Raw genomic sequence first — 26,578 nt, 5'->3', positions numbered from 1 at the left:
GATGCTTTAAAAGCATAAACAACAAAATTATTTATTGAGATTCCATCTTCATAGGAATAAAAATTTCAGTGAAAACCCTAGGCTACTCCGATGAAAACAAGTGTCGAGTAAAAAAACTTTAAAAAAAAGGGTAACAATTTTTAAATGCTTTTGATATAAGGGTGTAACAGTCTTAATAAAGGCTAAACAAATTTAATTAATCCTTAAACTTAGAAATCATGAAAATTACAAACAAATTTCACGCACACTTAAACACTATTAATAACGTGAGTAAAAAATCAATTTTAATTATCGCGACCGTAGCTTTCTCAATGTTAAATGTAAATGCTAGCAATGAAAAAAGCACCAACAGCACTACAACTGAAATAGTAGAAATTACTAAAAAGGCGATCGTCCAAGTTTTTGATTGGGAAGTTAAAACCAATAGTGGTCATTATTCTGGAACGGCTTTAAGTTTAGAATCTGCAAATAGAATGATTCACTTATCAAGTCACGGAGAAGTTTTAAAAGACAAAAAAATCACAAGTTATTTAGTTTTAAAATCTGAAGCAAATGACACCTCTAAAAGAAATTATTTCTGGGAGGTTGAAACGGCCACAGGAAACGCTAAAGGATTTTCTTCAACCGAAGCCTATGCTCATAAAATGATTGATTTAGTAACTACAAACGATGCGGTTGTTTCAAAAATAATCGTAAGTCAACCACAACACTAAAAAATATTTACCAAAACTGGGTAACAAAATAATTACCCAGTTGATATAACCTCGATTAACAATTTTTAAACTTAATTATTATGAAAATTTCAAAAAACATTTTAGCAACTTTATTATTAGCAGCTGTATTTTTTTCAAGCTGTTCTAAAAACAATGATGATGACGGTGACACGCTTATCATTCGTCCAACTGCAGAGGATTTCAGTGGTTTACATGAAACCGCTTTAGAGGAAATTACACAAACTTTTCAATTTAACGCAGAAGATGGCAACGCGTCATTTACATCGGAAAAAGGCGTGCAAATCAATATTCAGGGTTCATGTTTAACCTTAAACGGAAATGCCGTAACCGGGCAAGTAGATCTTGAATTTGTTGAAATATTCGACAAAGGCAACATGCTTACTACCAACAAACCTACAATGGGAATCATGCCAAACGGCGATAGAGCTCTGTTATTAACTGGCGGCGAATTTTTTATAGAAGCAACTCAAAATGGCGCTGCACTAGAAACCTCATGTAACATTCAATTAGGTATTCCTGCATCTTTAACTGGCGGTATTGATAATGACATGATTTTATGGAATGGTATTATTGATGAAAACGGTGATTTGGCTTGGGAAGAAGACAAACGAGATGGTGCTAATGGTGAAGGTGGTGTTTTTACAGAAGGCAACCAGTACTATGCTTTTTTAGGTGATTTTGGTTGGTCTAATGTCGATCGTTTTTACAACGACCCAAGACCAAAAACAACAATTTTAGTTGATGTACCAGAGGGGTATGATAACACGAACTGCTCTGTATTTTTATCTTATGATGGTGAAGATACCGGATTGGCAAACTTAGATACTTATGATGCGGGTTCTGGTTTATTCAGCGAGCATTACGGACAAATTCCAATCGGATTAGAATGTCATGTCATTTTTGTAACTGAAGAAGCAGATGATTGGAAATACGCTATACAATCGGTAACTATTGTTGAAAACGATGTGATAACCATTACCGATTCAGAAACAGCAGTCGTTACTGAAGCACAACTTACAGCCATAATTAATGACTTACCATAAATATCCATACATATATTAACCTACTTAAAATAAACTTCAATACTTAATCTACTTCATTAGAAGCTGTCTCCCCCAGACAGCTTCTATTTTTATATTTTGGGGTAACAAAACACCCAGCCTATTTATATAATAGTATGAAACGGTTTATTTTAAAAATAGTACTTATCATAGAAATCCTGTTTACATTAACGTAAACATTATTGTAATACTCTTCTATTTTAACGATTAAAACATTCTCTTTTGTATATTTAAAACTTAGTAAACCCCTTAATTATGAACAAACCATTACTTTTTATTTGTTGTGCACTTATTTGTATTTATAGTTATGGCCAAAACCTAGTTACCAACGATTCGCTTACAAGAGCAGCAACTATAAAAAATACCACCACTGGGAATGCGGTTATTTTTACACCAGAAACCCCTGCGCTAAATCAAATTGCGGGTGCACCAAAAGCCTTTTACACGTATTTCTGGGAATTTGGAGATGGCCATTATAGCAAAGAAGAAAACCCAAAACATATTTATAAAAACAAAGGTGAATATGAAGTAAAACTTTGGGCAACTAATAATTACGATACAGGAAAACCACCAACTTCAAGACCTAAAAAAGTAGCCATTAATAATCTTACTACCGCCTATGAAGACATGGCTTCCATGGAAGAAAATTTCACTTTAAAGCGTAACCGAGAACCAATTCCTAGTGAAGATATTGTTGCCATAATGAGTTATAAAAACACAAAAACCTACCCCACAAACGGAAAACTCTATTTGTTTTACAACGAACACAAATTCAAGGCTAATAATTTTGAATTAATAGAAACCAGAACACATCATAACGAAAAAAGGATTCCAACCGAAACTTTCGCTTATACACAAACAACTGACGATAACAGCAACTATTTGGCTTCAGTAAATGATGAATTATTTAAAACCAATGAAATTTTACAAGATTCTACTGTAAAAACCAATTTACCTTTAACCATTTCAGAATCTAAAAGTTACTACAAAGATTGGAGCATTTTAGAATTTGACAACATGGAACCCGAAGAAGAACGCCACATTTTTTTCAGCTTAAAAACCACCCCAGAAATGGTTAAGGATACGAGCGCTATTATTTCGATAAGAGGTATTTATGTGCCAGATGATAATTATGACAACCATAATATAAAGGATATGGAAATGGAAATTGTTACCTCACACGATCCTAATAACATGTCATCAAACGCCACCATTATGAACTACAGATTGGTGCGTTTTAAAACCTTGAAATACAAAATTAAATTTCAAAACAATGGAGAGGGCCCAGCAAACACCATACGATTAGAAACCGATGTTCCTGACATGTTGGATAAATCAACCATAGAAGTGGTAGACATGTACCCCAAGTGTGATATTTGCCCCAAACGCGAGGTTTTATACAGTTGCTTGGACACTACTTTTACAGATAGTCAGGCCATTTTCACATTTAAAAATATTTATTTACCCGGAAGCGAACAAAAGAATGTCAAGGAATACGATTCTACAAAAGGCTTTGTAAAATATAAAATTAAGTTTGCAAAAGATTTTCATAAGCAGAAAACGAAAAGCAGAACCGCTATTATTTTTGATAAAAACGATCCTATAATAACTAATTACTCAACAACCCGTTTTTTACCGGGCCTTTCTATTGGAGCCAAAGTGGGTTACAATTGGTATTCAGATTTACAAAATTCTGAAAGCTACTTTTTTGGCGCCACACTTTCTCCGTATAAATCTTACCGTTGGTATTGGCAGGTTGAACTCATGAATAATTTTCATAATTACGATGCGAATATTACCGTAAGTGAGGCGGTAATAGATGGTGCGCAGGGCTTTCGGTTTTTACAGCGTACCACCACTAATACGAGTTATGAAAATATAGATTGGGATGTACCTGTTTTAATACGTTACAATGTTAATAATTATATTGGTTTAGGTACTGGATTGAACACTACCATTTCGGTTAGTGAAAAACAGAATCAATCGGTTTTAATAGAACAGTTTGAAGGCCAAAATCCTGATGCTCCAATTTTTAATACCATTGAAGAAAGCAACACCCAAACAGAATCGTTTACCAATTTAAGAGCCGGCGTATTATTTGAAGCCACAGCAGGTTTCGCCAGAATAGGTCCTAGTTTAGGCGCTCGTTATGTCTTAAATTTTAAAAACGATTTTAATTACTGGCAATTCTACGCCATCTGGAAATTTTAAAGCTAAGATTCATTTGGCAAGGTATTCTTATGAAAAAATTGGTTTTTATTCTATTTCTAGTTCAAGGTTTTGGGTTCTCTCAAAACCTTGAAGAAAACATCTATGTGGCTGCTGAAACTTTTAGTAAGCAACAAAATGAAGCCACTTTTCAACTTTTAAATGAACAAGCATCAAAATTCGAAAAACTAATAAAAAGCAAAGATGAACACTTAGCTTTCGTGTTTTTACAATGCCAAAAAGGCTATTATTTAAATGAAAAATCTAAACTAAAAGATGCGATTACAACTTATGAAAATGCCCTAAGCCGGTATAACAATCAGAAACTTTCAACATTTTCTGATTTTGATATTATTGAATATTGCCTGAAGCCTCTTGGCAATTTATACACAAAAACAAATGATTTTACCAATGCTGAAAGCACCATAAATCAATATATTTTTTTAGCTGAAAAAGAAAAAAACATCCGTCAACAAATGAGTGGCGCTATTAATTTAGCTAAACTTTTTCAAACACTGGGGAACCATGAAGCCGTTATAAAAGTTGTAGACAACGCGCTTAAACAGGCCAACATTCCTGCTTCTAAAAAAGCCCATTTAGAAAGTATAAAAACCACAAGTTTTATTGCTATAAATGATTATAAAATAGCATCATCTCAAAACATAAGTTCAAACGCCTCAAGTTTTGATATAGAGAAAACTAAAAGTCAAATAGAACTTAAAAACGGAAACTATAACGCTGCTTTAACGCATTTCAATAAAGCAAAAACACTGTTAAACCGTGAAGAATTAGGGACAAGAGATTTAGCAAAGTTTTATTTTCAAGAAGCACAACTTTATTTTTTGTTGCAAAAAAACAATGAGGCTTTAAAAAAATTGAATGAAGCTTTAAAAATCTTACTACCAAATTATTCTGCCGATGGTTTGCCAAATAAAAATCAATTATACGCCGAAAATACTTTTATTGATATTTTTGATTTGTATGCCGAACTACAAACCCTTCCAAATAACATTTTACAACTCTATGATTTGAGTTTTCATGTTTCAAATCTATTGAGAGACCATTGGACATCGCAAGAAACCAAAATCATCAATGAAACTCAAAACAGAAAGCGAAGCGAAAAATGTATCAATATTCTTTTTGATTATTACAATCAAACGAACAAGGGCTCCTTATTATTTAAAGCCCTTCAATATGCTGAAAACAATAAAGTATCTACTTTAAAATCTATTTTCCAGAAAAAATTACGCTTGCAACGTTTTCCAAATGATAGTCTTTTAAATACAGAATTTAATCTTTTAAAAAATCAAGAACGAATTAAAACTCAGTTAATCAAAGCGCAATTAACGAGTTACAATGCCTCATATATTAACAATTTAAACCAACAACTTAGCACAATTAGCGTGCAATTAAAAACAGTAAAAAACGCTATTAACAAAAAATTTTCGGAAGAAGAAAATACATTTTCATTAGAAACTTTACAACACAAATTGACTCAAAATAACACCGCCTTAACCGAGTACTTTTTTGGTGAGCAAAATTTATATCAATTTGTGATAACTGCTGATGCTATAGCTTTAAACAAAATAGATTTAGATGAAAAAAAGAAAAACGCCATTAGAAGCTACATCCACCTTTTCGAATCGTCATCAGCTATAAATAATGATATAGGTTATTATACGAATCAAGCATTTCACGTTTATAACCTACTTAATTTCAATGCGCTTTCAGCTTATCAAAATGTAATCATAATTCCTGATGGTTTATTAAATTTCATACCTTTTGAAGCGCTCTTGTCTGATAAAACAAAGACAACTTCATTTTCAAAAATGCCTTTTGTTGTAAAAAATCATCAAGTCGCCTATAACACGAGTATTTCATTTTACTTAAATACTTTAGAAAAAAACACAAACAACACCTTAATAGGTTTTTTCCCTGTATTTGAAAACACAAATCAAACACTAAATTATTCTATTGATGAAGCACATGCCATTGAAAAAGAAATGCCCTCTAAGCTATACATGAATGCTGATGCTACTAAAAGTAATTTCATGAAAAACGCTTCTAAACATGGTATTATTCATCTCTCCACACATGCCAGTGCTGGTAATTTTATCCAACCAGCAAATATGAAATTTTATGATGATTCGCTATTATTAAATGAATTGTATAGCATGACAATTCCAGCCAATTTAGTGGTTATGAGTGCTTGCGAAACAGGTGTTGGCAGACAATTTAAGGGCGAAGGTGCTATGAGTATAGCTAGAGGGTTTCAATATGCAGGCGCCAAAAACCTATTATTTTCTCTATGGCAAATAAACGATTTATCGACCTCGGAAATCATGAAATCTTTCTACAAAAGCTATAACAAACATGAATCTGCATGGCTTGCCAATCATGAATCGAAAATAAACTATCTAGAAAAAGAAACCATAAACAACATCAAAAAATCGCCTTATTATTGGAGTGCATTTGTTTATTATGGCTCGCTAGAAACGGCAAAACCACAAAACACTATTTTTTATATTATTTTTGGGATTGTAATTATTTTGATTGCTTTACTTTTAATGCTGAAATTTAAAAACCATGAATGAAACGCTTCAACAATTTCTCACCAAACAAGGCTATTCAAAAGTAAAATTACACCTTACCAAAACGAATCATTTTGAAATAAAGGCCTCCATTAATGGAAAAAAGGGGCTTTTTATATTAGACACGGGTGCCTCTAGTTCTTGCGTAGGTTTTGAAGCGATTGATACTTTTAAGCTTAAAGCAGAAGATTCTTTAATTAAAGCCGCAGGAGCTGGTGCTATCGATATGGAAACCAAGTTATCAAAAAAGAACAAAGTTAAAATTGGGAAATGGTCGAATAATAAAATTGTCTTGGTTCTATTTAACCTCACTCATGTTAATTCCGCTTTAATTAATCATGATTCCAAACCTGTAGATGGCATTATTGGAGCAGATATTCTAAAAAAAGGCAAAGCTGTAATTGACTACCAAAAGAAATACCTATATTTAAAGTTGAGTTAATAGCACCCAAAAAATGAAAACTTCAATTACAATTGCCGATGACCATCCGCTCATCTTACGTGGGTTGTTAGATTTTTTAAACCAACAAGGTTATAAAATACTAGCGAGTTCAGACGACGGGCAAACCGCGTATAATCATATATTAAAATTTAAGCCAGAAATTGCTATTTTAGATATTAGCATGCCTGTTATGACCGGCTTAGATGTAGCAGAACTGTGTCATAAAAATAAATTATCCACCAAAATTATTCTTCTAACTTTAAATATTGATGAATATTTTTACAACAAAGCATTAGAGTACGAAGTACAAGGCTATATCCTGAAAGAATTTGCTCTTGAACAAATTGAAGCCTGTATTGAAGAACTGTCACAAGGAAAAACATATTTTAGTAAAGAAATTGACGCATATCTCGACCCAGATCATATAGATAACCAACCTACAGAAGAAATGCATAATTTGACAAAATCGGAATTAAAAATTGTCAAACTAATTTCTAAACATAAAACAAGTCAGCAAATTGCCGAACATTTATCTATTTCCGTCAGAACAGTTGACAAACACCGAAGCAATATTGTCAACAAACTAAACTTAAGTAACAGCCCTACTTCACTTGTAATTTGGGCCTTGGTTAACAAAAGGCTCCTTTTTAAAATAAAAGATTGAGTTTATTTTTCACAAATCATTATAGATAACCGTAGTATTTCAGGCATCTTATCAGTTAAACCCTATAACTTAACTAAAATACGTAGAAGTGCGTATTTTTTTTTAAAGTAGTCTATTGTATCTTCGTATTGCTATTAATTCTTTTGAGAGAGAATTTTTTTATTATACTCTGCATCGCTCAAACCGGTGCAGAGTTTTAAAAAAATTTAATCTCAAATTCTAAAGAACAACTCTCATGGAGAACAGAACATTTGACAGGTATTGCACAATAGCTTTAACTGCTATTGTCGTTTTCATTTTAACAGTGAATATTTACGTATTTTTTTTCTAAGCTATTATCAATAAAAATATAAGCTGTTATCAACTAAAAAATTTTGAGTACAAAAAAAGGGTGTTGTTTAAAAACAACACCCTTTTTTATTTGACTATTTATGCCCCTTATTAAAGCTCTAACGCTTTTTTAACATCGTTATTCATAAGGATTTCAGTAGGATTTTCTAGAGCTTCTTTAACAGCAACTAAGAACCCAACACTTTCTTTTCCATCAATTATTCTATGGTCGTAAGATAAGGCTACATACATAATTGGTCTAATTTCAACCTTACCGTCAATGGCAACAGGTCTTTCAACAATATTATGCATTCCTAAAATACCACTTTGAGGCGGGTTGATAATTGGTGTAGATAACATACTTCCAAATACACCACCGTTAGTGATTGTAAATGTACCACCTGTCATTTCATCTACAGTAATTTGCCCGTCTCTAGCACGAAGTGCTAAACGTTTAACTTCTGCTTCAACACCTCTAAAACTTAAGTTTTCAGCATTTCTAATAACAGGAACCATTAATCCTTTAGGACCAGAAACAGCGATACTAATATCACAGAAATCATAAGAAAGCATTTCCTTACCATCCATCATAGAGTTCACTGCAGGATACATTTCTAAAGCTCTAACCACTGCTAGAGTAAAGAAACTCATAAATCCTAATCCAACACCATGTTTTGCTTTGAAAGCCTCTTTATGCTCTGAACGTAATGCAAAAATAGGGGACATATCAACTTCGTTAAAAGTTGTTAGCATCGCTGTTGTGTTTTTAACCTCAACTAAACGCTCTGCTACTTTTCTTCTTAGCATAGACATTTTACTACGGCTAGTTCCTCTAGACCCACCAGTTGGTGTTCCCATAGAAGGCACTGCATTTATAGCATCGTCTTTAGTAACACGACCAGCTTTTCCGGTTCCAGAAACAGCATCTGCTTCAATGCCTTTTTCAGCTAATATTTTCTTGGCCGCAGGACTAGCACTTCCTGTTGCGTATGTTTTTGTTTCCTCAGTAGCCTTAGGTGCTTCAGCAGCTGGAGCCGCTTCTTTTTTCTCCTCTTTTGCTGGAGCATCACCTTCAGGTTTTTCAGCACTTGTATCAATTAAGCATACAACAGCACCAACCTCTACAGCATCACCTTCATCAGCTTTTAAAGTAATTATACCGCTAACTTCAGCTGGTAATTCAAGTGTTGCTTTATCACTATCTACTTCAGCAATAGCTTGATCTTTTTCAACGTAATCGCCATCTTCAACAAGCCATGTTGCAATTTCAACTTCTGTAATAGACTCCCCTGGTGAAGGGACTTTCATTTCTAAAATCATTTTTTATAATTTTAATGGTATCTTATTTTCTTTTAATCTAACTTTTTATATCAAATACAGCGTTAATTACTTGTTGCTGTCTTCTTTTATCTCTTGTACTTGATCCTGGTGCAGGTACCGAGCTATATGCTCTTGCACAAACATCTAATTTTACAATTTCTAAACGTTGAGCGATGTGCATCCAAGCTCCCATATTTTTAGGTTCCTCTTGTGCCCAAACATGCTTTTCTACGTTTGGATAACGTTTTAATACGGCTTCTATTTTATCGATATGTAAGGGGAATAACTGCTCGATTCTTACTAGAGCAACTTCTTCTGTTCCTAATTCTTCTCTTTGCGCTAATAAATCATAGTAGAATTTACCTGTACAAAATACTAATTTTTTAACCTTATCTGGGTTAATGGTATCATCGATCACCTCTTGGAATCCTCCTGAAGCTAATTCGCTAATTGAAGATACCGCTTTTGGGTGACGCAGTAAACTTTTAGGTGTAAATACTACTAAAGGTTTTCTGAAATCACGTTTCATTTGACGACGCAATAAGTGGAAAAAGTTTGCAGGTGTTGTACAATCGGCAACAATCATATTATCATTACCACATAATTGCAGGTAACGTTCAATTCTTGCAGATGAATGCTCAGAACCTTGTCCTTCATAACCGTGCGGTAACAAAACAACAATACCGTTTTGTGACTTCCATTTATCTTCTGCAGCCGATAAATATTGATCGAATATAATTTGCGCACCGTTACTAAAATCTCCAAACTGAGCTTCCCAAATGGTTAATGTATTTGGGTTTGCCATGGCATAACCATAATCGAAACCTAAAACACCATATTCAGATAAGAAAGAATTGTAAATATACATTTCTCCTTTGTTCGCTGGGTTTGTATTTAATAAGTTGATACGTTCTTCTGAAATCTCATCGCGTAAAATCGCGTGTCTATGACTAAAAGTTCCACGCTCTACATCTTGACCAGATATACGCACATTGAAACCTTCTTCTAATAAACTTCCGTAGGCTAAAGTTTCAGCCATACCCCAATCTAAGTTATCAGTTTCAAAAACCATTTTTGCACGACCATCAAGAATACGCTCTGCTTTACGTAAAAACTTCACGCCTTCTGGAACTGTAGATACTACTTTAGAAATATCTTTTAATTTATCTTGAGCATACGCTGTGTCTGCAGGTTCTAACATGGCATCAACACCACGACGCACAAAACCTGTCCAACGCTCCATCATAAATTCACGCACTTTAGAAGTATCATCTTCCTTAGATTGTGTATATGCTGTTTCAAGCGTTTCTTTAAATTCGGCAACAATTTGTGCAGAATAATCTTTATCGATTGTGTTTTCAGCAACTAACTTATCCGCATATATTTTAAACGGATTCGCGTGCTTAGCAATATGTTTGTATAATTTAGGTTGTGTAAATCTTGGCTCATCACCTTCGTTATGACCATATTTTCTATAGCCTAACAAATCGATATATACATCCTTTTTGTAACGCATTCTATATTCTAAGGCCAATTCAACAGCGTGAACTACTGCTTCAGCATCATCAGAGTTAACGTGTAAAACTGGTGATAAGGTCACTTTAGCCACATCTGTACAATAGGTACTTGAACGTGCATCTAAATAATTGGTTGTAAAACCAACTTGGTTATTTACCACAATATGAATGGTTCCACCCGTTTTATAACCGTTAAGCTGACTCATTTGTGCCACCTCGTATACCACACCTTGACCCGCAACTGCAGCATCACCATGTACTATAATTGGTATAATTTTAGAATCATCACCACCGTAATCATTATCAATTTTTGCTCTAGTAATCCCTTCCGCCACTGGCGCAACAGTTTCTAGGTGCGATGGGTTAGGCACTAAGTTCATCTTGATCGTTTTACCGTTTTGGTAGGTTTTATCAAGTGTTAACCCTAAGTGATACTTCACATCACCATCGATATATTCATCTTCAAAATCTTTACCATCAAACTCACTAAAAAGTTCGTTCATTGGTTTTCTAAAGATGTTTACAAGTGTGCTTAAACGACCACGGTGAGCCATTCCTAAAACACATTCCTTAACATCATATTTTTTAGAAGCATAGAAAAGCACGTTACTAATTGCAGGAATTAGAGACTCGCCACCTTCTAATGAAAAACGTTTCTGACCAACATACTTGGTTTGTAAAAAGTTTTCAAAAGTTACCGCTTGGTTTAACTTCGAAAGAATGTATTTTTTAGTATCAGCTGAAAATGTTGGGTGATTATCATTTTTATTTAATTGATCTTGCCACCACTTAATAACCTCTGGATTTCTTAAGTACATGTATTCCACACCAATAGAATCACAATAAATACTATTAAGATGTTTAACAATCTCTCTTAAAGTTTTTGGACCAACGCCTAAAACTTCACCTGCATTAAAAAGGGTATCTAAATCACTATCTGAAAGATCAAAATTACTTAACTCTAATGTTGGTGTATAGCTTCGTCTATCACGAACGGGGTTTGTTTTAGTAAACAAATGCCCACGCATTCTATAACCATCAATAAGTCTTAACACATTAAATTCCTTCTGTACGTGTTCAGGTATTTGAGTTGAAACGCCTTCAACAATCTCACCCTCTAAGCCATAGTTTTCGGCACCAAAATCGTAACCTTGAAAAAAGGCTCTCCAACTAGGCTCTACACTATCTGGGTTCTCTAAATACTGATTATATAAGTCGGAAAAATACGCTGTGTGTGCAGCGTTTAAAAAAGAATATTTATCCATTGTAAGTATTAATCTCCTGTAGTTTTTCAAAAAAATATTTCTCAAAAATACAACATTTAGTAAAATTAGATGATTCTTTGCCTATATTTATGGCAGCTCAACTTCATTTAACGAATATGACTATTTTTTTGTTAATTTTTTAAATAAATATGATTTTAAACAAGGCTTTGTTCCGCATCTCTAAAAAAACAACTTTCTTATGTGTTGTTTTTTCCTGCTGCTTTATAAATATTCAAGCACAACAATCTAAAAGCGACTTTTGGAATCACGTACGTTTTGGAGGGAATTTAGGACTTAGTTTTGGCAACGAATTTTTTAGTGGAACCGTGGCGCCAAGTGCCATCTATCAGTTTGATGAACATTTTGCCCTTGGTTTAGGTTTGAATGCCACATTTAATAGTCAAAAAGATTTTTACAAATCGACCATATTAGGTGGAAGCCTTATAGGTTTGTACAATATTATTCCTCAAATTCAAGTTTCTGCAGAATTTGAACAACTCAATGTGGATAGAAATTATGAATCCAGATATAATTTCCCCGACGACAACTATTGGCTTTCAGCCTTATATTTAGGCGCGGGTTACCGCACCGGCAACATCACCTTTGGCATTCGATATGATGTTTTATACGATGATTACGATAGTATTTATGGTAATCCTTGGTCGCCATTTTTTAGGGTTTACTTTTAAATACTTTTCATTAACTTAATTACCCCTTTCTACAAAAAACAACAGAAAACTACCCCTATTTCAATCCTGTTTTTTTGATGAAAACGCTAAGCCTCTAAAGAAGAACCCTTTCCGTGTAAATTTCACCACATTTATGGCTAAAGACTTAAAGTCAAGTTCATTCTAAAAACAAGAGTAATCATGATTTATATCATAAATATTTACAAAAAATCAAGTTAATTTTGCTTATGAAAATCATATTTATGAAGACGACTTTAAAAATTTCAACTCTTGCATTAATCGCCGTACTTATGAGTTGTGGTGGAGGTGAAGAAAAAAAGAAAACTGGTTTTTCTTATGAAACCAATTCTACAACCGAAACAAACACTTCCGCAGAAGCAAAAGATATCCCAGCTTCAAAAACAATCGATTTAACCAATAAAGGCATCGGCCCTATTACTTCATTAAACTTAGATACTAATATAGACGCAAACCTTGCTAAGCAAGGCGAAGAGCTATTTACAAAAACATGTACTGCTTGCCATAGACCTGACAAGAAATTTATAGGTCCTGCTCCAAAAGACATCCTAAACCGAAGAACTCCTGAATGGGTTATGAACCTTATTTTGAACCCTAATAATATGGTAAAGGACGACCCTTTAGCTAAAGCTTTATTAGAGGAACATAACGGCTCCCCAATGCCTGTTCAAATAACTTCTGAAGACGAAGCCAGAGCGCTACTAGAATATTTTAGAACGCTGTAATTTATTTATAAACCTACAATTTCAATTTAACTCGTTAAGACTAGCTTATAATCAATTTTGAAATCATGAATATTACAACCTTATAATTTTTACAACTTCTACCTTTTTGCCCACAAAAAAACGCGAAGCATCTGCTTCGCGTTTTTAATATTATATAATGAACTGAAATTTAATCAGCTAGAATAATAACTTTATTATCTTTCATTTCAAGTGTTCCAGATTTAATATCTATCAATAACACCTTATTATCTACCATATGAGGTTTTACATCTGGGTGTAATTTATCATAATCTAGATGTGGCTGAGTATGTACTCTAACTTTCACGGTTCCTTCAGTAAGCAAAGACACAATAGGTGCGTGATTTTGCAACATTTGAAACTCACCTTCAACTCCTGGCACGGTTACAGAATCAACTTCTGAACTGAAAAAAGTAGCTTCTGGGGATACAATTTCTAAATACATAATTTATATAGTTGTTTGTTATTGGTTACTCGCTGCTGGTAAATTTAATAACCAACTACTGTAAACCATTAACTAATTTATGCTTCTGCAAGCATTTTATCTCCAGCTTCAATAGCTTCTTCAATGGTTCCTTTAAGGTTAAATGCTGCTTCTGGTAAACGATCTAATTCACCATCCATAATCATGTTAAACCCTTTAATAGTTTCTTTAATATCTACTAATACACCTGGAATTCCTGTAAACTGTTCAGCTACGTGGAAAGGCTGAGATAAGAAACGTTGTACACGTCTTGCTCTACCTACGGCTAATTTATCTTCTTCAGATAATTCTTCCATACCAAGAATCGCGATAATATCTTGTAATTCTTTATAACGTTGTAACAACTCTTTTACACGTTGTGCACAAGCGTAATGTTCTTGACCTAAAATATCTGCTGTTAAAATTCTTGAAGTAGAATCTAATGGATCTACCGCTGGGTAAATACCTAGCTCAGCAATTTTACGAGATAATACCGTTGTAGCATCTAAGTGAGCAAAGGTTGTAGCAGGAGCAGGATCGGTTAAATCATCCGCAGGTACATATACTGCTTGTACCGAAGTAATAGAACCTCTTTTAGTTGAAGTAATACGTTCTTGCATCGCACCCATCTCAGTTGCTAATGTTGGTTGGTAACCTACCGCAGAAGGCATACGTCCTAATAATGCAGATACCTCTGAACCAGCTTGTGTAAAACGGAAAATGTTATCTACGAAGAAAAGTACGTCTTTCCCTTGACCTTCACCAGCACCATCACGGAAATACTCAGCGATAGTTAAACCAGATAAGGCTACACGCGCACGCGCTCCAGGAGGCTCATTCATTTGTCCGAATACGAAAGTTGCTTTCGATTCTTTCATTTTAGACTTATCTACTTTAGATAAATCCCATCCACCATCTTCCATAGAATGCATAAAATCATCACCATAACGGATAATTCCTGATTCTAACATCTCTCTTAAAAGGTCATTTCCTTCACGAGTTCTTTCTCCAACTCCAGCAAATACTGAAAGTCCACCGTGACCTTTTGCAATATTGTTAATCAACTCTTGAATTAATACTGTTTTACCTACACCGGCACCACCAAATAAACCAATCTTACCACCTTTTGCATAAGGTTCGATAAGGTCGATTACTTTAATACCAGTAAATAAAACTTCTGTAGAAGTTGATAAATCTTCAAATTTAGGCGCTTGACGGTGAATTGGCAACCCAGCTTCTCCAGCTTTAGGTAAATCTCCAAGACCATCAATAGCATCTCCAATTACATTAAATAAACGTCCGTAAACATCATCACCAATCGGCATTTGAATAGGAGACCCTGTTGCAACAACTTCAGCTCCTCTACTTAAACCATCAGACGAGTCCATTGCGATAGTACGTACTGTATCTTCACCAATGTGAGACTGTACTTCTAATACTAATAAAGAACCATCAGCTCTTTTAATTTCTAATGAATCGTAAATTTTTGGAAGCTCTGATTCCGAAGCGAATTGAACATCGATAACCGGACCTACTATTTGTGCAACTTTACCTGTAACTTTAGACATTACTTATTTGTTTAATATTATGCGACTTAATTGGTTGAAAACTCTTTTGGTTTTCGCGCTGCAAAGATATATTTTTTAATTTAAAAAGAAAGTTGTTTTTCTTGCTTTTTTGGAATGAAAACTACACCATTATTTTGAATACCTTATTATAGAACCATTGAAAACAAATATTTGCTAAATTAAGGCTGGTTTTTAGAGAAAAAACAAGAAACCCTGCAAATATTAATTTGCAGGGTTTTTAAAATATATAGACAACATGAATCTTAGATTAAAGATTCATTATTTAGCTAATATTATAGATTTGCATAGTTAGACCATCCTTCAAAAGCAGTTGCATCAGCACCAGTAGCAGACGTATTAGTTGTAATGAAAGAACTAATTACAACAGAACCATCAATGTTATTGATAACCTCAGTAGTTGAGTAATCGAAGTTAGCATCAGTAAATACTAAAGAACCATCATTTACTTGATCTAATTGATCGTTTAAGAAAATTACAGTCTCTACGTTAGTCACAACGATGTTATCGAAGTGTCCAGCAGTACCTTGTTTAAGATCGAAAGCAGCTTTACCTGTTCTGTTGCTACCTCTAACAGTAACATCAGATACAGCAGCGCTAGCTCTTGGAAGCGCATTAAACTCACCACTTCTAGAAGCTAATTCAAAAGCATAATCTCCAACATTATCATATTGGTGAATTACAATGTTTGTAAGTGATCCAGCGTATCCTTCATCCCAGTCGATAGAATCATCTTCCATACCTACCATAGATAAGTTTGTAGCGTTTACAGTTCCTCCGTAAAATTCGAAACCATCATCAGCACCTTCAAAAGCCTCACAGTTTTCTACGATAGTACCACTACCACATGCGAAGAAAGAAAAAGCGTTGAATTCGAACTCACCATCAGAAGAAGCTTGTCCAGCGTACTCAACACGAACATATTTTAAAGATCCTGAGCTATCAGAAGCATCATTTCCACCGTAAGGTTTTTGTCCAGCTTCAGATAAAGAATCTGCAGGTCCGTTAAATGGCGCTTTACCGTGGAAAGTAATTCCACCCCAGTCACCAGCACCACCTTCTTGGTTTTTGTTTTCAGAAGTAAATACGATTGGCTCATCAGCAGTACCTTCAGCGATTAATTTACCACCTTGTAATACCATTAATAAGTTAACACCAGCAGCTTGATCTTCAGCTGTAACTGTAATTGTTGATCCTTTTTCAATAGTTAAAGTTGCTCCGTCTTCTACGTAAACAGCACCTTTAAGGGTATAGTTACCAGTTGGAATCACTACATCTCCAGTAATTGTACCTTCGATAACTCCAGTTTGAGCACCAGTACCATCGATTTCAGAATATCTAGACCATCCAGAAAATGCAGAAGCATCAGCTCCAGTTGCAACAGGGTTTTGAGAAATTAATGTTCCTGACACATCAGTATCATCAATATTGTTTACCATTAAGTTTGTACTGTAATCAAAGTTAGCGTTAGTGAACACTAAAGAACCATCATTTACTTGATCTAATTGATCGTTTAAGAAAATGATTGTTTCAGCGTTAGAAACCACGATGTTATCGAAGTGTCCAGCAGTACCTTGCTTAAGATCGAAAGCTGCTTTACCTGCTCTGTTACTAGCTCTTACAGTAACATCTTTTACTGTAGCGTTAGCTCTTGGAGTTGCGTTAAACTCACCACTTCTAGAAGCTAATTCAAAAGCATAATCTCCAACATTATCATATTGATAGATTACTGCATTTGTAATAGACCCTTGGTAACCTTCATCCCAGTCGATAGAATCATCTTCCATACCTACCATAGATAAGTTTGTAGCGTGTACAGTTCCTCCGTAAAATTCGAAACCATCATCAGCACCTTCAAAAGCCTCACAATTTTCTACGATAGTACCACTACCACATGCGAAGAAAGAAAAAGCGTTGAATTCGAACTCACCATCAGAAGAAGCTTGTCCAGCATACTCAACACGTACATATTTTAAAGATCCTGAGCTATCTGCAGCATCTGTTCCACCGTAAGGTTTTTGTCCAGCTTCAGATAAAGAATCTGCAGGACCATTAAATGGCGCTTTACCGTGTAAAGTAATTCCACCCCAGTCACCAGCACCACCTTCTTGGTTTTTGTTTTCAGAAGTAAATACAATTGGTTCAGAAGCAGTACCTTCAGCGATTAATTTACCACCTTGTAATACCATTAATAAGTTAACTCCAGCAAGTTGATCTTCAGCTGTAACTGTAATTGTTGATCCTTTTTCAATAGTTAAAGTTGCTCCGTCATCTACGTAAACAGAACCTCTAAGTATATAGTTACCAGTTTCTAAAAAAGTATCTTCAGAAATTGTTCCTTCGATAACGCCTTCTACATTACCTCCGTCATCATCACCACCTCCAGTGGCATCGTCATCATTGCTACATGACATTGCACCTAAGAATAAACTAGCTACAAGTGTAATTTTTAAAAAATTTGTTTTCATCATTTTTGTTATTTAATTGTTTCGGTTTTTATTAATTTGAATTATAATTTGTAAGTAAGGTTAAAACTGAAGCTCACACCTTGGTCAAAACTTTCAATCACATTACTATACTCGTCTGGGAACTGCACATCTTGAGTGGCATCTTGAGTAAATAATGTTTTCTCATTTAGGATGTTTCTAACCGTTAAGCGTAAACCTATTTTTTCATTGAATTGGGTATTCCAAGAAAAATCTAATTGATTGATTGGCTTCTCATAAATTTCATCGGCACCTTCAACTCCTACCGCGTAAATACGTTTTCCGTAAGTATTAAAAATTAAGTTAAGTGAAGAATTAAAGGCATCACGATCAATAAGCTTGTAACTTAAATCGGTGTTAATCCCCCAGTCTGACGCCCCTTGTAGTTTTCTATTGGTATTGGTTACCGAAGCAAACTCATCACTATCAGGATCTGCTGAAGCTTCTGAATTCATAAGGATACCATTGAATCCAAATGAAAACCCTTCTAAAGCTTCTGTTTTTGTAACATTACCAATGTTTAATTTGGCTTCAAGCTCGATACCATATATATAAGCTTCATCGAAGTTATCGAAGTAAGTTCTATACCCTACTGATGTTGCTCTAGATAAACGCTCGATTGGATTATCTATGAATTTCCCGAAAGCTGTAAAAGCTAAAAGCTCTGAATTTGAAGGGAAGATTTCATATTTTAAATCTAAGTTGTAGTTTGTAGAGTTTTCAATTTCAGGGTTACCAATCACCTGGTTACCATCACCATCTTGGAAAGTTGTTGGTAAAATCTCTCTTAAACGTGGTCTCGTTACCGTTTTAGATCCTGCCAAACGTACATTTGAGATATCGTTAAGTGTATATTTTATGTTGAAAGTCGGACTAATATCAAACGGATTGTATTCTAGTACTGAATACGGTGAATTGATAGATGTTAATTGTTTACGGTAAGTAATTTCTCTGTAAGCCAATTCACCTCTCACACCTACTTGTACCAATAAGCGCTCCCATTCTTTAGAGAAATCTAAATACCCCGCGTGGATAGATTGGTCAATAAAACTTTTGGCTTGAGGATCGGCAGTATTTCTGTAGAATAAGTAACCGTCTTCAAAACCTTGGTCGAAAAATGCTTGTGGATCTTCCGTATTAATATAAGGTAAAATACCGTTATAGTTTTGATCAACAGAAATGGTTCTATTGAAGAAGTCATAAGAAATCGCATCAAAGTTATAACCGGCTTTTAAAATAGCTGTGTATTTATCTAATTCTTCGTCTTTTTGAAAACCAACTTGATACTCTAACTTAGCGTTTACGTTGCTGTTTTCTAATTCTTGGTAGAATTTAAACGGGTCAATACCGTTTGTTGTAATATACTCAGCTTCTTCACCTTCACCAGCTGTTCTTAATACACGTCTATCTGGAACATTGTTGTTACCCATGCCGTAAGAACCTCCAAATGATAATACGTGTTTATCATCTTGCCAAGATTTTTCACCTAACAACTGAAAAGACACTAAATCATTTTCTGTATACTTAGTATCTCTAATGTAGAATACTTTATCATTTAACTGTGTAAATCCATTGTTATCACCAGCAGCTTCTCTAATAAAGTTTGAAGAGTTTTGTAGGTAAATGGTGTTGAATAATAAGTTGAAGTTGTTATTTCTTTTATAACTCAACCCTAGTAAAGAAGACTTTTGTGTTGAGAAATTATAGTTTGTTGTTTGAAAATCTTGTTGTGCTGTTCCTTCAGAGTTTAAAGCACGTTCAACACCTTGCTGTGTCAGGTAAGAGTTTCTGTAATCTAAACTAAAATAGAATCCTACTTTATCGGTACCATTGTTATAGATACTTTGTCCGTGAGAAATTCCAAATCTTGTACTCAAAGGTGCTTTGGTTGTTTTTGGCGTCCAAGACGTATCAAACAGCTCTGCTGATTCTGATGGTGTTGCAGTATAACCTAAAGTTGCATCTTTATTATAAGGTCCTGGAAGGTGACGACCACCACCAGTATAACCTAAAAACTCTAAGTCACCACTGTTGTCAATGTTGAAATCTTGCATCGTCGTATTGGTGTTCATGCCTGCACCAAAGTTCACTACAGTTACGGGTTGACTAGGAATTTGCTTCGTATTAATTTGAAAGGTTGCTCCAGCAAAATCTTGATAAATACTACTGTTGAACGTTTTTAATACATCTACAGACCCTACAATACTTGTAGCGATATAGCTTAACGGAATAATTTTGTTATCAGGATCTGATGAAGCTAATGGTAAACCATTTACTAATAAAAAGTTATAACGGTCATCTAAACCACGTACAAAAATACCACGATCTTGCACTGTAGTAATTCCTGACACTTTAGATAATCCTTGCTCAACGTTTGAAACCGCTTTTCTAGTAAGCTCCTCAGCTCCAATACTTTGCTTAATTTCAACCGCTTTCTTTTGCTCTAATAATAAAGCTGTTTCACTTTCTCTTTTTGTTGACGTTGTAATCACAACCTCATCTAAAGAAGCCGCACTGGCACTCAATACTACGTTCACCTCTGTAGTTTTACCGCCTACTACAGTAACTTCTACTTCTTGAGTTTGGTACCCAACGAAACTATATAGTAACGTATAGGTTCCTGGCTCCATGTTATCGAAGTAGTAAAGTCCGTCAAAATCTGAAGTGGTTCCTGTTGTAGTGCCTTTAACTAATACATTGGCGAACGCGAGTGGTTCGTTATTGTATTCTTTATCGGTTAATTTGCCCTTAACCGAACCGGTAGTTTGCGCAAATGCAAATGCCGACGTCATGATTGTAAATAATACTAATAATTTTTTCATTGTTTTTGTCATAATTTCACGCTGCAAAGAAACCATAGGACTTTAATTCTAGTGTTACCTCATGATTAAAGAACCGTAACAAAAGTGTTATGTTAAGGTTATCCTAAAATGAATAGACCAGAAAGACTGTTTACATTTTATTAACATTGAGGTAGCTAGAAAAAACAAGATATTACCGCATAAAAAAGCTGCTTTCGTATAAACGAAAGCAGCTTTTTACTTTGTGATCTAAACACGCTATAAGCGCGCCAGACTATAATCGATTCCCCTCAATTACTTACTCATTACTCACTTTAGACGTATTGTTTTCGGCACTAGCAAAAACTAAAGCCAAATCATCTAAAGATACCGTACTAGCTTCTAAATACATTTTTACAGCTTCCGTTTTTAATGCTTCTACCTGAACTTGAGATTCTTTGGTTTCATAACCTGTAAAACTGCAAACCAAAGTATAAGTCCCTTCGGCTAAATTATCAAATTTAAAAAAGCCATTTTCATCTGATAAGACCTCAGCGCCAGTTTCTTTAACCATAACTTTAGCATATAAAAGCGGTGCATTTTCAGCTTCCACATCTAGCAAATTACCACTTATAGAACCAGCCTCTTGGGCAAATCCTAAGGCTGAAATAAAAAAGACTAAACTATAGATAAATTGTTTCATGACTTAAATTTGTAATATTTTGCAAAGTAACTGCATAACAGCATCTTACATGTTACCAAATCATTAATCGTTTATCATGATAATGTTACCTTAATGTTAACAATGTTTCCTCATTATTTTGAAGCCCTTAATAACAACTGCATTTTTTAATGAAAATAAGTATCTTGCCCTCACTTTTAATAGATATCGATGAACTGGGAACAACTATTATCCTTAAAGCGCTTTGGCGACACTAATAAACGCATTAGAAAAGAACAAGATGAGAACCGCGTAGGTTTTGAAGTGGATTACGATCGTATTATTTTTTCTTCGGAATTTAGAAGCCTTCAAGACAAAACCCAAGTCATTCCTTTATCGAACACCGATTTTGTACACACCCGTCTAACACACAGCCTGGAAGTGAGTGTGGTAGGACGTTCTTTAGGTCGTAGCGTGGGGCATAAACTTTTAGAAAAACACCCACATTTAAAAAATATTCATGGGTATCATCCTAATGATTTTGGTGCTATTGTAGCTGCGGCTGCTTTGGCTCACGATATTGGAAATCCGCCATTCGGACATTCAGGTGAAAAAGCCATTGGTGAATTCTTTATAAACGGTGAAGGTAAAACATATAAAGAGCAGTTAACTCCAGCACAATATCAGGACCTATGTGATTTTGAAGGTAACGCCAACGGATTTAAAATTCTCACCGAAAGTCACCCCGGACGCCCAGGCGGTATTCGTTTAAGTTATGCCACGCTCGGGGCTTTTACAAAATATCCTAAAGAATCGCTACCAAAAAAACCGACTAATCATATTGCCGATAAGAAATATGGTGTTTTTCAATCGGAAAAAGAAAATTTTGAAGATGTCGCCCAAGAACTTGGCTTAATTAAGCGTAGTGATAACGGCCTAAGCTACTCAAGGCATCCGCTTACCTTTTTAGTTGAAGCTGCCGATGATATTTGTTATACCATCATCGATTTTGAAGACGGTATCAACTTAGGTTTGATTCAAGAAGAATACGCACTGGAATATTTATCTAAAATTATTAGAAAAAACATCATTCCAGAACATTATTACGCCCTTGAAACTCAAAAAGACCGCATTGGTTATTTACGTGCCCTAGCTATTGGTACTTTAATAAACGAAGCTGTGGACATTTTTATGGCGAACGAAGAAGCCATACTAAGCGGTGAATTCGATTGTGCCCTTTTAGACAAAAGTGCCTACGACGCTCAAATTAAAGATGTCATTAAAATTAGCATTGATAAAGTTTACCAATCTACCGAAGTGATAGACAAAGAGATTGTAGGCTACGGCGTTATCAATACCTTATTAAACACTTACACTACCGCGGTTAACAACAGTTACAATCATACGGCTTCTAATTACGATAAGCTCATTTTAAAAGGACTACCTGACACCTTAAAAACCAAAGACGACGACTTATACACGCGTCTGCTTAGTGTTTGCCATTATGTATCATTACTATCTGATAGCAAGGCCATGTTAGATTATAAGAAAATTAAGGGGTTGGGGTTTTGATTTGAAAGAGAAACTTTGACGGAAGACGGAAGACCATTGACTCTTGACTGTTGACTGTTGACTGTTGACTGTTGACTGTTGATTCTAATGTAATTTTTTAACTTTTCATTTTTCATTATTAATGACTAGAATGTTTATGCGTTTATTTGTTTAGTCGTTTAACCAATAACTGAAATTGAAAGTTGGTTTTTGATTGTTAGAGTTGAAGTTATTTTTCATTTTTAACTTTTCCCTTTTTAATTGCTGGAATGTTTATTTGTTGAATGAGAAACTTTGACGGAAGACAGATGACCATTGACTCTTGACTCTTGACTCTTGACTCTTGACGATAAGGCAAATTTTTAACTTTTAACTTAAACCTGCGACTTGAATTAATAAAGACACTTTCTTTCGGCAGGAACGATAACTCAACTTGAAGCTTGAAACTTCTTACATCTAATATTTTACTTCAAACAGCTGTCACCTGTCTTCTGTCATCCGTCCTAAAACTCAAAAGCTAAGTAATAAACTCATGCGCTTTTTCGTAAACCAGATGAGACTCCCAACCACGATATAAAAAATAATCAATAAATTTCTTACGTTTTTTGTAAGTATTAACTTCTTTTATTAAATTCGCTCGTTTTTCAGATAAATCGGAAAGTACCGTGAGGTATTCATCATCATTAATTTCAGCTAGTGCCTGAGTGATATTGTATTTTGAAATGTCCTTCTGCTTTAATTCAGAAGTTAAACGCCGCCTACCCCAATGCTTAATTCGGAATTTACCTCGAACAAAGGCTTTGGCAAAACGTTCTTCATTAAGGAAATTGTGATCTAAAAGATGGACTATAATAACATCGATAGCTTCGGGTATCATGTACATAGACACCAACTTTTTTCGAACTTCTTGATGACAACGCTCTTGATACGCACAATAATGCTCTAATTTTTTAGTAGCCTCTTGTACGGTATATGTTTTTTTTGACTGCATAGAAGACCAAAAATAACAAGGATAAATTAACAATTGAATAAAAATATTTAAAAACACGTTTTAGTTTCTCTCTCAAAAGACTCGAAAATTAAACCATTGAAGAAAACTACTTTACTAAGCCTATGCCTCATTATTTTTAATTTAGGCTTTTCTCAGACCACTTTAACCGAAGGCGACATTGCAATCACAGGCGTCATTTCAGTAAATCCAGATCAGTTTTCATTCGTTTTATTAACCGATGTTTTAAGCGGAACAGAAATTCATTTTACCGATAAAAACTGGCTCCCCACCGGCGGCAAATTTTCTACCATTGGCGAAGGTACCGTAACATGGACAGCCACCACCGACTTACCTTGCGGAACTGCGATAACCATCACAGATACTGGACATATCACAGAAAACACGTATTCCGCAACTATTGGAAATGTTATAGAGTCGGAACTCGGGTTTACCTTAAACGAAGCTTCTGGCGATGAAATATCTGCTTTTCAAGGCAGCGAACAAACCCCAACTTTTTTATACGCCATACATTTTGGAAACACTTTAGGCTGGGCAGATACCGATGCCAACGTAACAGCAAATCGCAGTGGCGTGCCTGCAGGATTAACCAATAGTGTAAATGCTATGAACATGGGTAATTTTGAAAACGGCACTTTCAACTGCACCACAACAAGTAACAAAACCTTAATTTTAGCCGATGTCGTACAACCCTCAAACTGGACACGAACCAATGGAGCAATAACTTTAACAGCATGTTCTTATACCTGTAGCACACCAACACCTTGCTTAACAACCGTTGTTTACGATCATTCAGGATGGAGCGGTACGCCCGATTTAACCACAGAAGTTCAAATTTTAGCAGATTACAGCACAAGCCTAGGGAGTTTTAAAACCTGTAAATTAACTATTGGATCTGGAACCTCATTTATTGTTGAAAACAACACCTACGTAGAAATTGAAAACGACGTGATTGTAAACGGCAACTTAATTGTTGAAACCCAAGCAAATTTTGTTCAGAATAATAAAAATGGAACGTTTACAGTTAACAACCCAGGAATTTCTCAAGTGAATAAAATAACCCCCATAAAAAATGAATGGTACCACTACACCTACTGGAGTTCTCCCGTAAATGCTGAAAATATAGATCATGCCTTCCCCGATGTAGATAATGACAGAACTTATTTATTTAATGCTGAAAATTTTATTGATAATAACGGAGATGATATCGATGATGATGGAAATGATTGGCAAGTGATTCCTGGAGGTCACATCATGACTCCCGGAGTAGGCTACGCCTGCATGTCTAGTCGGACATTAACCTACCCCAGCACCCAAAGCGTAAGCTTCAAAGGCGCTTTTAATACAGGTGATATTACTACAAACATTACAAAAAACATAAGTAACACCGGCACGCCTTGGAACCTTATTGGTAATCCTTATCCTTCAGCGATTGATTTTGTAGCTTTTCAGCAAGCCAATGCCACTGTAATTGATGGCGCTGCTTATTTTTGGTCGCATGCTACCGAACATCACGCTTCTCACCCAGGAAATGAGCAGTCCAATTTTCATCAAAATGATTATGCCACGTTTACTATAGGTTCTGGAGGAGCCGCAGGATCAAGTGGTATCATTCCTAACAAATACATTACAACTGGTCAAGGCTTTTTTGTTCCTGGTTTAACCAATGGAACTGTGACATTTAGAAACGCCATGCGTGTGGCAGATGAAATGAGTAATACGCAATTTTTAAAACATTCGGATGTAAAAAAAGAATCGAACCCTTTGGAGAATAAACTGTGGATTAACCTCACAACTAACCAAGGTGTTTTTAGCCAGATTCTAATTGCCTATGTTGATGGAGCCACCGAGACAGATGACGGGCTTTTTTATGACGCCACAAGAATCGTTAACCAAGGTTTTAGCGCCATCTTATATTCTTCAATCGATATTAACAATAAAAAATACGTGATTCAAGGCAAGGGTTTAAACAATATAAATGAAAGTGAAAACATTAAACTTGGGTTTAGCACAAAAATTAATACGTCTACCATTTACAAATTAGAACTCGATCAATTTCAAGGGGAGTTTCTTTCAAAAAACAACATCTATTTAAAGGATAATTTAACAAACACGATTCACAATTTATCGGATACGGCTTATACTTTTACTTCAGAAATTGGCGAATTTAATAACCGTTTTGAGATTGTTTTCGATAATAACAGCCTTTCGGCGGAAACTTTCAGCGCCACAAATCAAATACAAATAATAGCATTAGAAAACCACAACTTTCAATTTAATTCCGCTGAAAAAGCCATCAACAACATTCAAATTTTTAATATCCTGGGACAAAATCTTTATAACTTAAAAGGAGGAGGCACATCCAAAACCTATTTGCTTCCTGATTTGAGTCCGATTTTTATAGCAAAAATAGAATTGGCAAGTGGGGAAGTTGTTAGTGTGAAAGGCATTCATTAAAGG

Annotated in this window: 18 protein-coding genes; 10 read left to right on the top strand and 8 right to left on the bottom strand. The window is 35.0% G+C overall.

The window, feature by feature from the left end; genetic code table 11:
- Positions 1 to 218: 218 nt before the first annotated feature.
- The 6 genes from Q4566_RS06745 (at position 219) to Q4566_RS06720 (ending at position 7,700) form a co-directional block, all read left to right on the top strand.
- Entirely contained in the window at positions 219 to 713 is a 495-nt protein-coding gene (locus Q4566_RS06745) for a hypothetical protein (protein WP_303419877.1), read from the top strand.
- 80 nt (positions 714 to 793) lie between these two features.
- Positions 794 to 1,777: a hypothetical protein gene (locus Q4566_RS06740; protein WP_303419876.1), complete on the top strand. Its 984-nt coding sequence runs from the start codon at positions 794 to 796 to the stop codon at positions 1,775 to 1,777.
- A 273-nt stretch (positions 1,778 to 2,050) separates the two neighbouring features.
- The gene (locus Q4566_RS06735) at positions 2,051 to 4,006 is read left to right on the top strand and encodes a PKD domain-containing protein (protein WP_303419875.1); all 1,956 of its coding nucleotides are present in this window, start codon (positions 2,051 to 2,053) and stop codon (positions 4,004 to 4,006) included.
- Positions 4,007 to 4,035: 29 nt separating this feature from the next.
- Positions 4,036 to 6,597 (top strand): CHAT domain-containing protein, encoded by a 2,562-nt coding sequence (locus tag Q4566_RS06730; RefSeq protein ID WP_303419874.1) that lies wholly within the window; start codon positions 4,036 to 4,038, stop codon positions 6,595 to 6,597.
- Complete coding sequence (locus Q4566_RS06725; protein WP_303419873.1) at positions 6,590 to 7,036, top strand: TIGR02281 family clan AA aspartic protease; 447 nt, start codon at positions 6,590 to 6,592, stop codon at positions 7,034 to 7,036. The genes Q4566_RS06730 and Q4566_RS06725 overlap by 8 nt, the downstream gene beginning before the upstream one ends.
- A gap of 13 nt (positions 7,037 to 7,049) precedes the next feature.
- On the top strand, positions 7,050 to 7,700 hold the full coding sequence (locus Q4566_RS06720) for a response regulator transcription factor (RefSeq protein WP_303419872.1): 651 nt from the start codon (positions 7,050 to 7,052) through the stop codon (positions 7,698 to 7,700).
- A 441-nt stretch (positions 7,701 to 8,141) separates the two neighbouring features.
- Here the strand turns inward: Q4566_RS06720 and odhB are convergent, their stop codons facing one another.
- Positions 8,142 to 9,350, bottom strand: coding sequence for a 2-oxoglutarate dehydrogenase complex dihydrolipoyllysine-residue succinyltransferase (gene odhB, locus Q4566_RS06715; RefSeq protein WP_303419871.1), 1,209 nt, complete (start codon positions 9,348 to 9,350; stop codon positions 8,142 to 8,144).
- Between the two features lie 37 nt (positions 9,351 to 9,387).
- Positions 9,388 to 12,132, bottom strand: coding sequence for a 2-oxoglutarate dehydrogenase E1 component (locus Q4566_RS06710; RefSeq protein WP_303419870.1), 2,745 nt, complete (start codon positions 12,130 to 12,132; stop codon positions 9,388 to 9,390).
- Positions 12,133 to 12,281: 149 nt separating this feature from the next.
- Between Q4566_RS06710 and Q4566_RS06705 the strand changes: the two genes are divergently transcribed.
- Together Q4566_RS06705 and Q4566_RS06700 are read left to right on the top strand one after the other, a co-directional pair.
- Complete coding sequence (locus Q4566_RS06705) at positions 12,282 to 12,821, top strand: alpha-ketoglutarate decarboxylase (protein ID WP_303419869.1); 540 nt, start codon at positions 12,282 to 12,284, stop codon at positions 12,819 to 12,821.
- 242 nt (positions 12,822 to 13,063) lie between these two features.
- Positions 13,064 to 13,564 (top strand): c-type cytochrome, encoded by a 501-nt coding sequence (locus Q4566_RS06700; protein ID WP_303419868.1) that lies wholly within the window; start codon positions 13,064 to 13,066, stop codon positions 13,562 to 13,564.
- A 169-nt stretch (positions 13,565 to 13,733) separates the two neighbouring features.
- On the opposite strand, the gene Q4566_RS06695 is transcribed toward Q4566_RS06700, so the two are convergent.
- The 5 genes from Q4566_RS06695 to Q4566_RS06675 form a co-directional block, all read right to left on the bottom strand.
- Positions 13,734 to 14,027: a F0F1 ATP synthase subunit epsilon gene (locus tag Q4566_RS06695; protein ID WP_303419867.1), complete on the bottom strand. Its 294-nt coding sequence runs from the start codon at positions 14,025 to 14,027 to the stop codon at positions 13,734 to 13,736.
- A 77-nt stretch (positions 14,028 to 14,104) separates the two neighbouring features.
- Positions 14,105 to 15,613 carry a F0F1 ATP synthase subunit beta gene (atpD, locus tag Q4566_RS06690; protein WP_303419866.1) on the bottom strand — a complete coding sequence of 503 codons (1,509 nt, stop codon included), beginning with the start codon at positions 15,611 to 15,613 and terminating at the stop codon, positions 14,105 to 14,107.
- A gap of 293 nt (positions 15,614 to 15,906) precedes the next feature.
- Positions 15,907 to 18,102 carry a hypothetical protein gene (locus Q4566_RS06685; RefSeq protein ID WP_303419865.1) on the bottom strand — a complete coding sequence of 732 codons (2,196 nt, stop codon included), beginning with the start codon at positions 18,100 to 18,102 and terminating at the stop codon, positions 15,907 to 15,909.
- 38 nt (positions 18,103 to 18,140) lie between these two features.
- Positions 18,141 to 20,939 (bottom strand): TonB-dependent receptor, encoded by a 2,799-nt coding sequence (locus Q4566_RS06680; RefSeq protein ID WP_303419864.1) that lies wholly within the window; start codon positions 20,937 to 20,939, stop codon positions 18,141 to 18,143.
- A 277-nt stretch (positions 20,940 to 21,216) separates the two neighbouring features.
- A complete protein-coding gene (locus Q4566_RS06675) occupies positions 21,217 to 21,600 on the bottom strand; it encodes a carboxypeptidase-like regulatory domain-containing protein (protein ID WP_303419863.1) in 384 nt (127 codons plus the stop codon).
- A 189-nt stretch (positions 21,601 to 21,789) separates the two neighbouring features.
- On the opposite strand from Q4566_RS06675, the gene Q4566_RS06670 reads away from it, so the two are divergent.
- Entirely contained in the window at positions 21,790 to 23,130 is a 1,341-nt protein-coding gene (locus Q4566_RS06670; protein ID WP_303419862.1) for a deoxyguanosinetriphosphate triphosphohydrolase, read from the top strand.
- A 496-nt stretch (positions 23,131 to 23,626) separates the two neighbouring features.
- On the opposite strand, the gene Q4566_RS06665 is transcribed toward Q4566_RS06670, so the two are convergent.
- Entirely contained in the window at positions 23,627 to 24,100 is a 474-nt protein-coding gene (locus Q4566_RS06665) for a regulatory protein RecX (protein WP_303419860.1), read from the bottom strand.
- 96 nt (positions 24,101 to 24,196) lie between these two features.
- Here Q4566_RS06665 and Q4566_RS06660 point away from each other — a divergent pair, with 96 nt between their 5' ends.
- Positions 24,197 to 26,575: a hypothetical protein gene (locus Q4566_RS06660; RefSeq protein ID WP_303419858.1), complete on the top strand. Its 2,379-nt coding sequence runs from the start codon at positions 24,197 to 24,199 to the stop codon at positions 26,573 to 26,575.
- Positions 26,576 to 26,578: the final 3 nt, after the last annotated feature.

Origin of the sequence: Tamlana sp. 2_MG-2023, from assembly GCF_030548465.1 — a bacterium.
Classification (GTDB): Bacteria; Bacteroidota; Bacteroidia; order Flavobacteriales; family Flavobacteriaceae; genus Pseudotamlana.
Note: the sequence above shows the minus strand (reverse complement) of the source record. Positions and strands in the feature narration are given on the sequence as shown.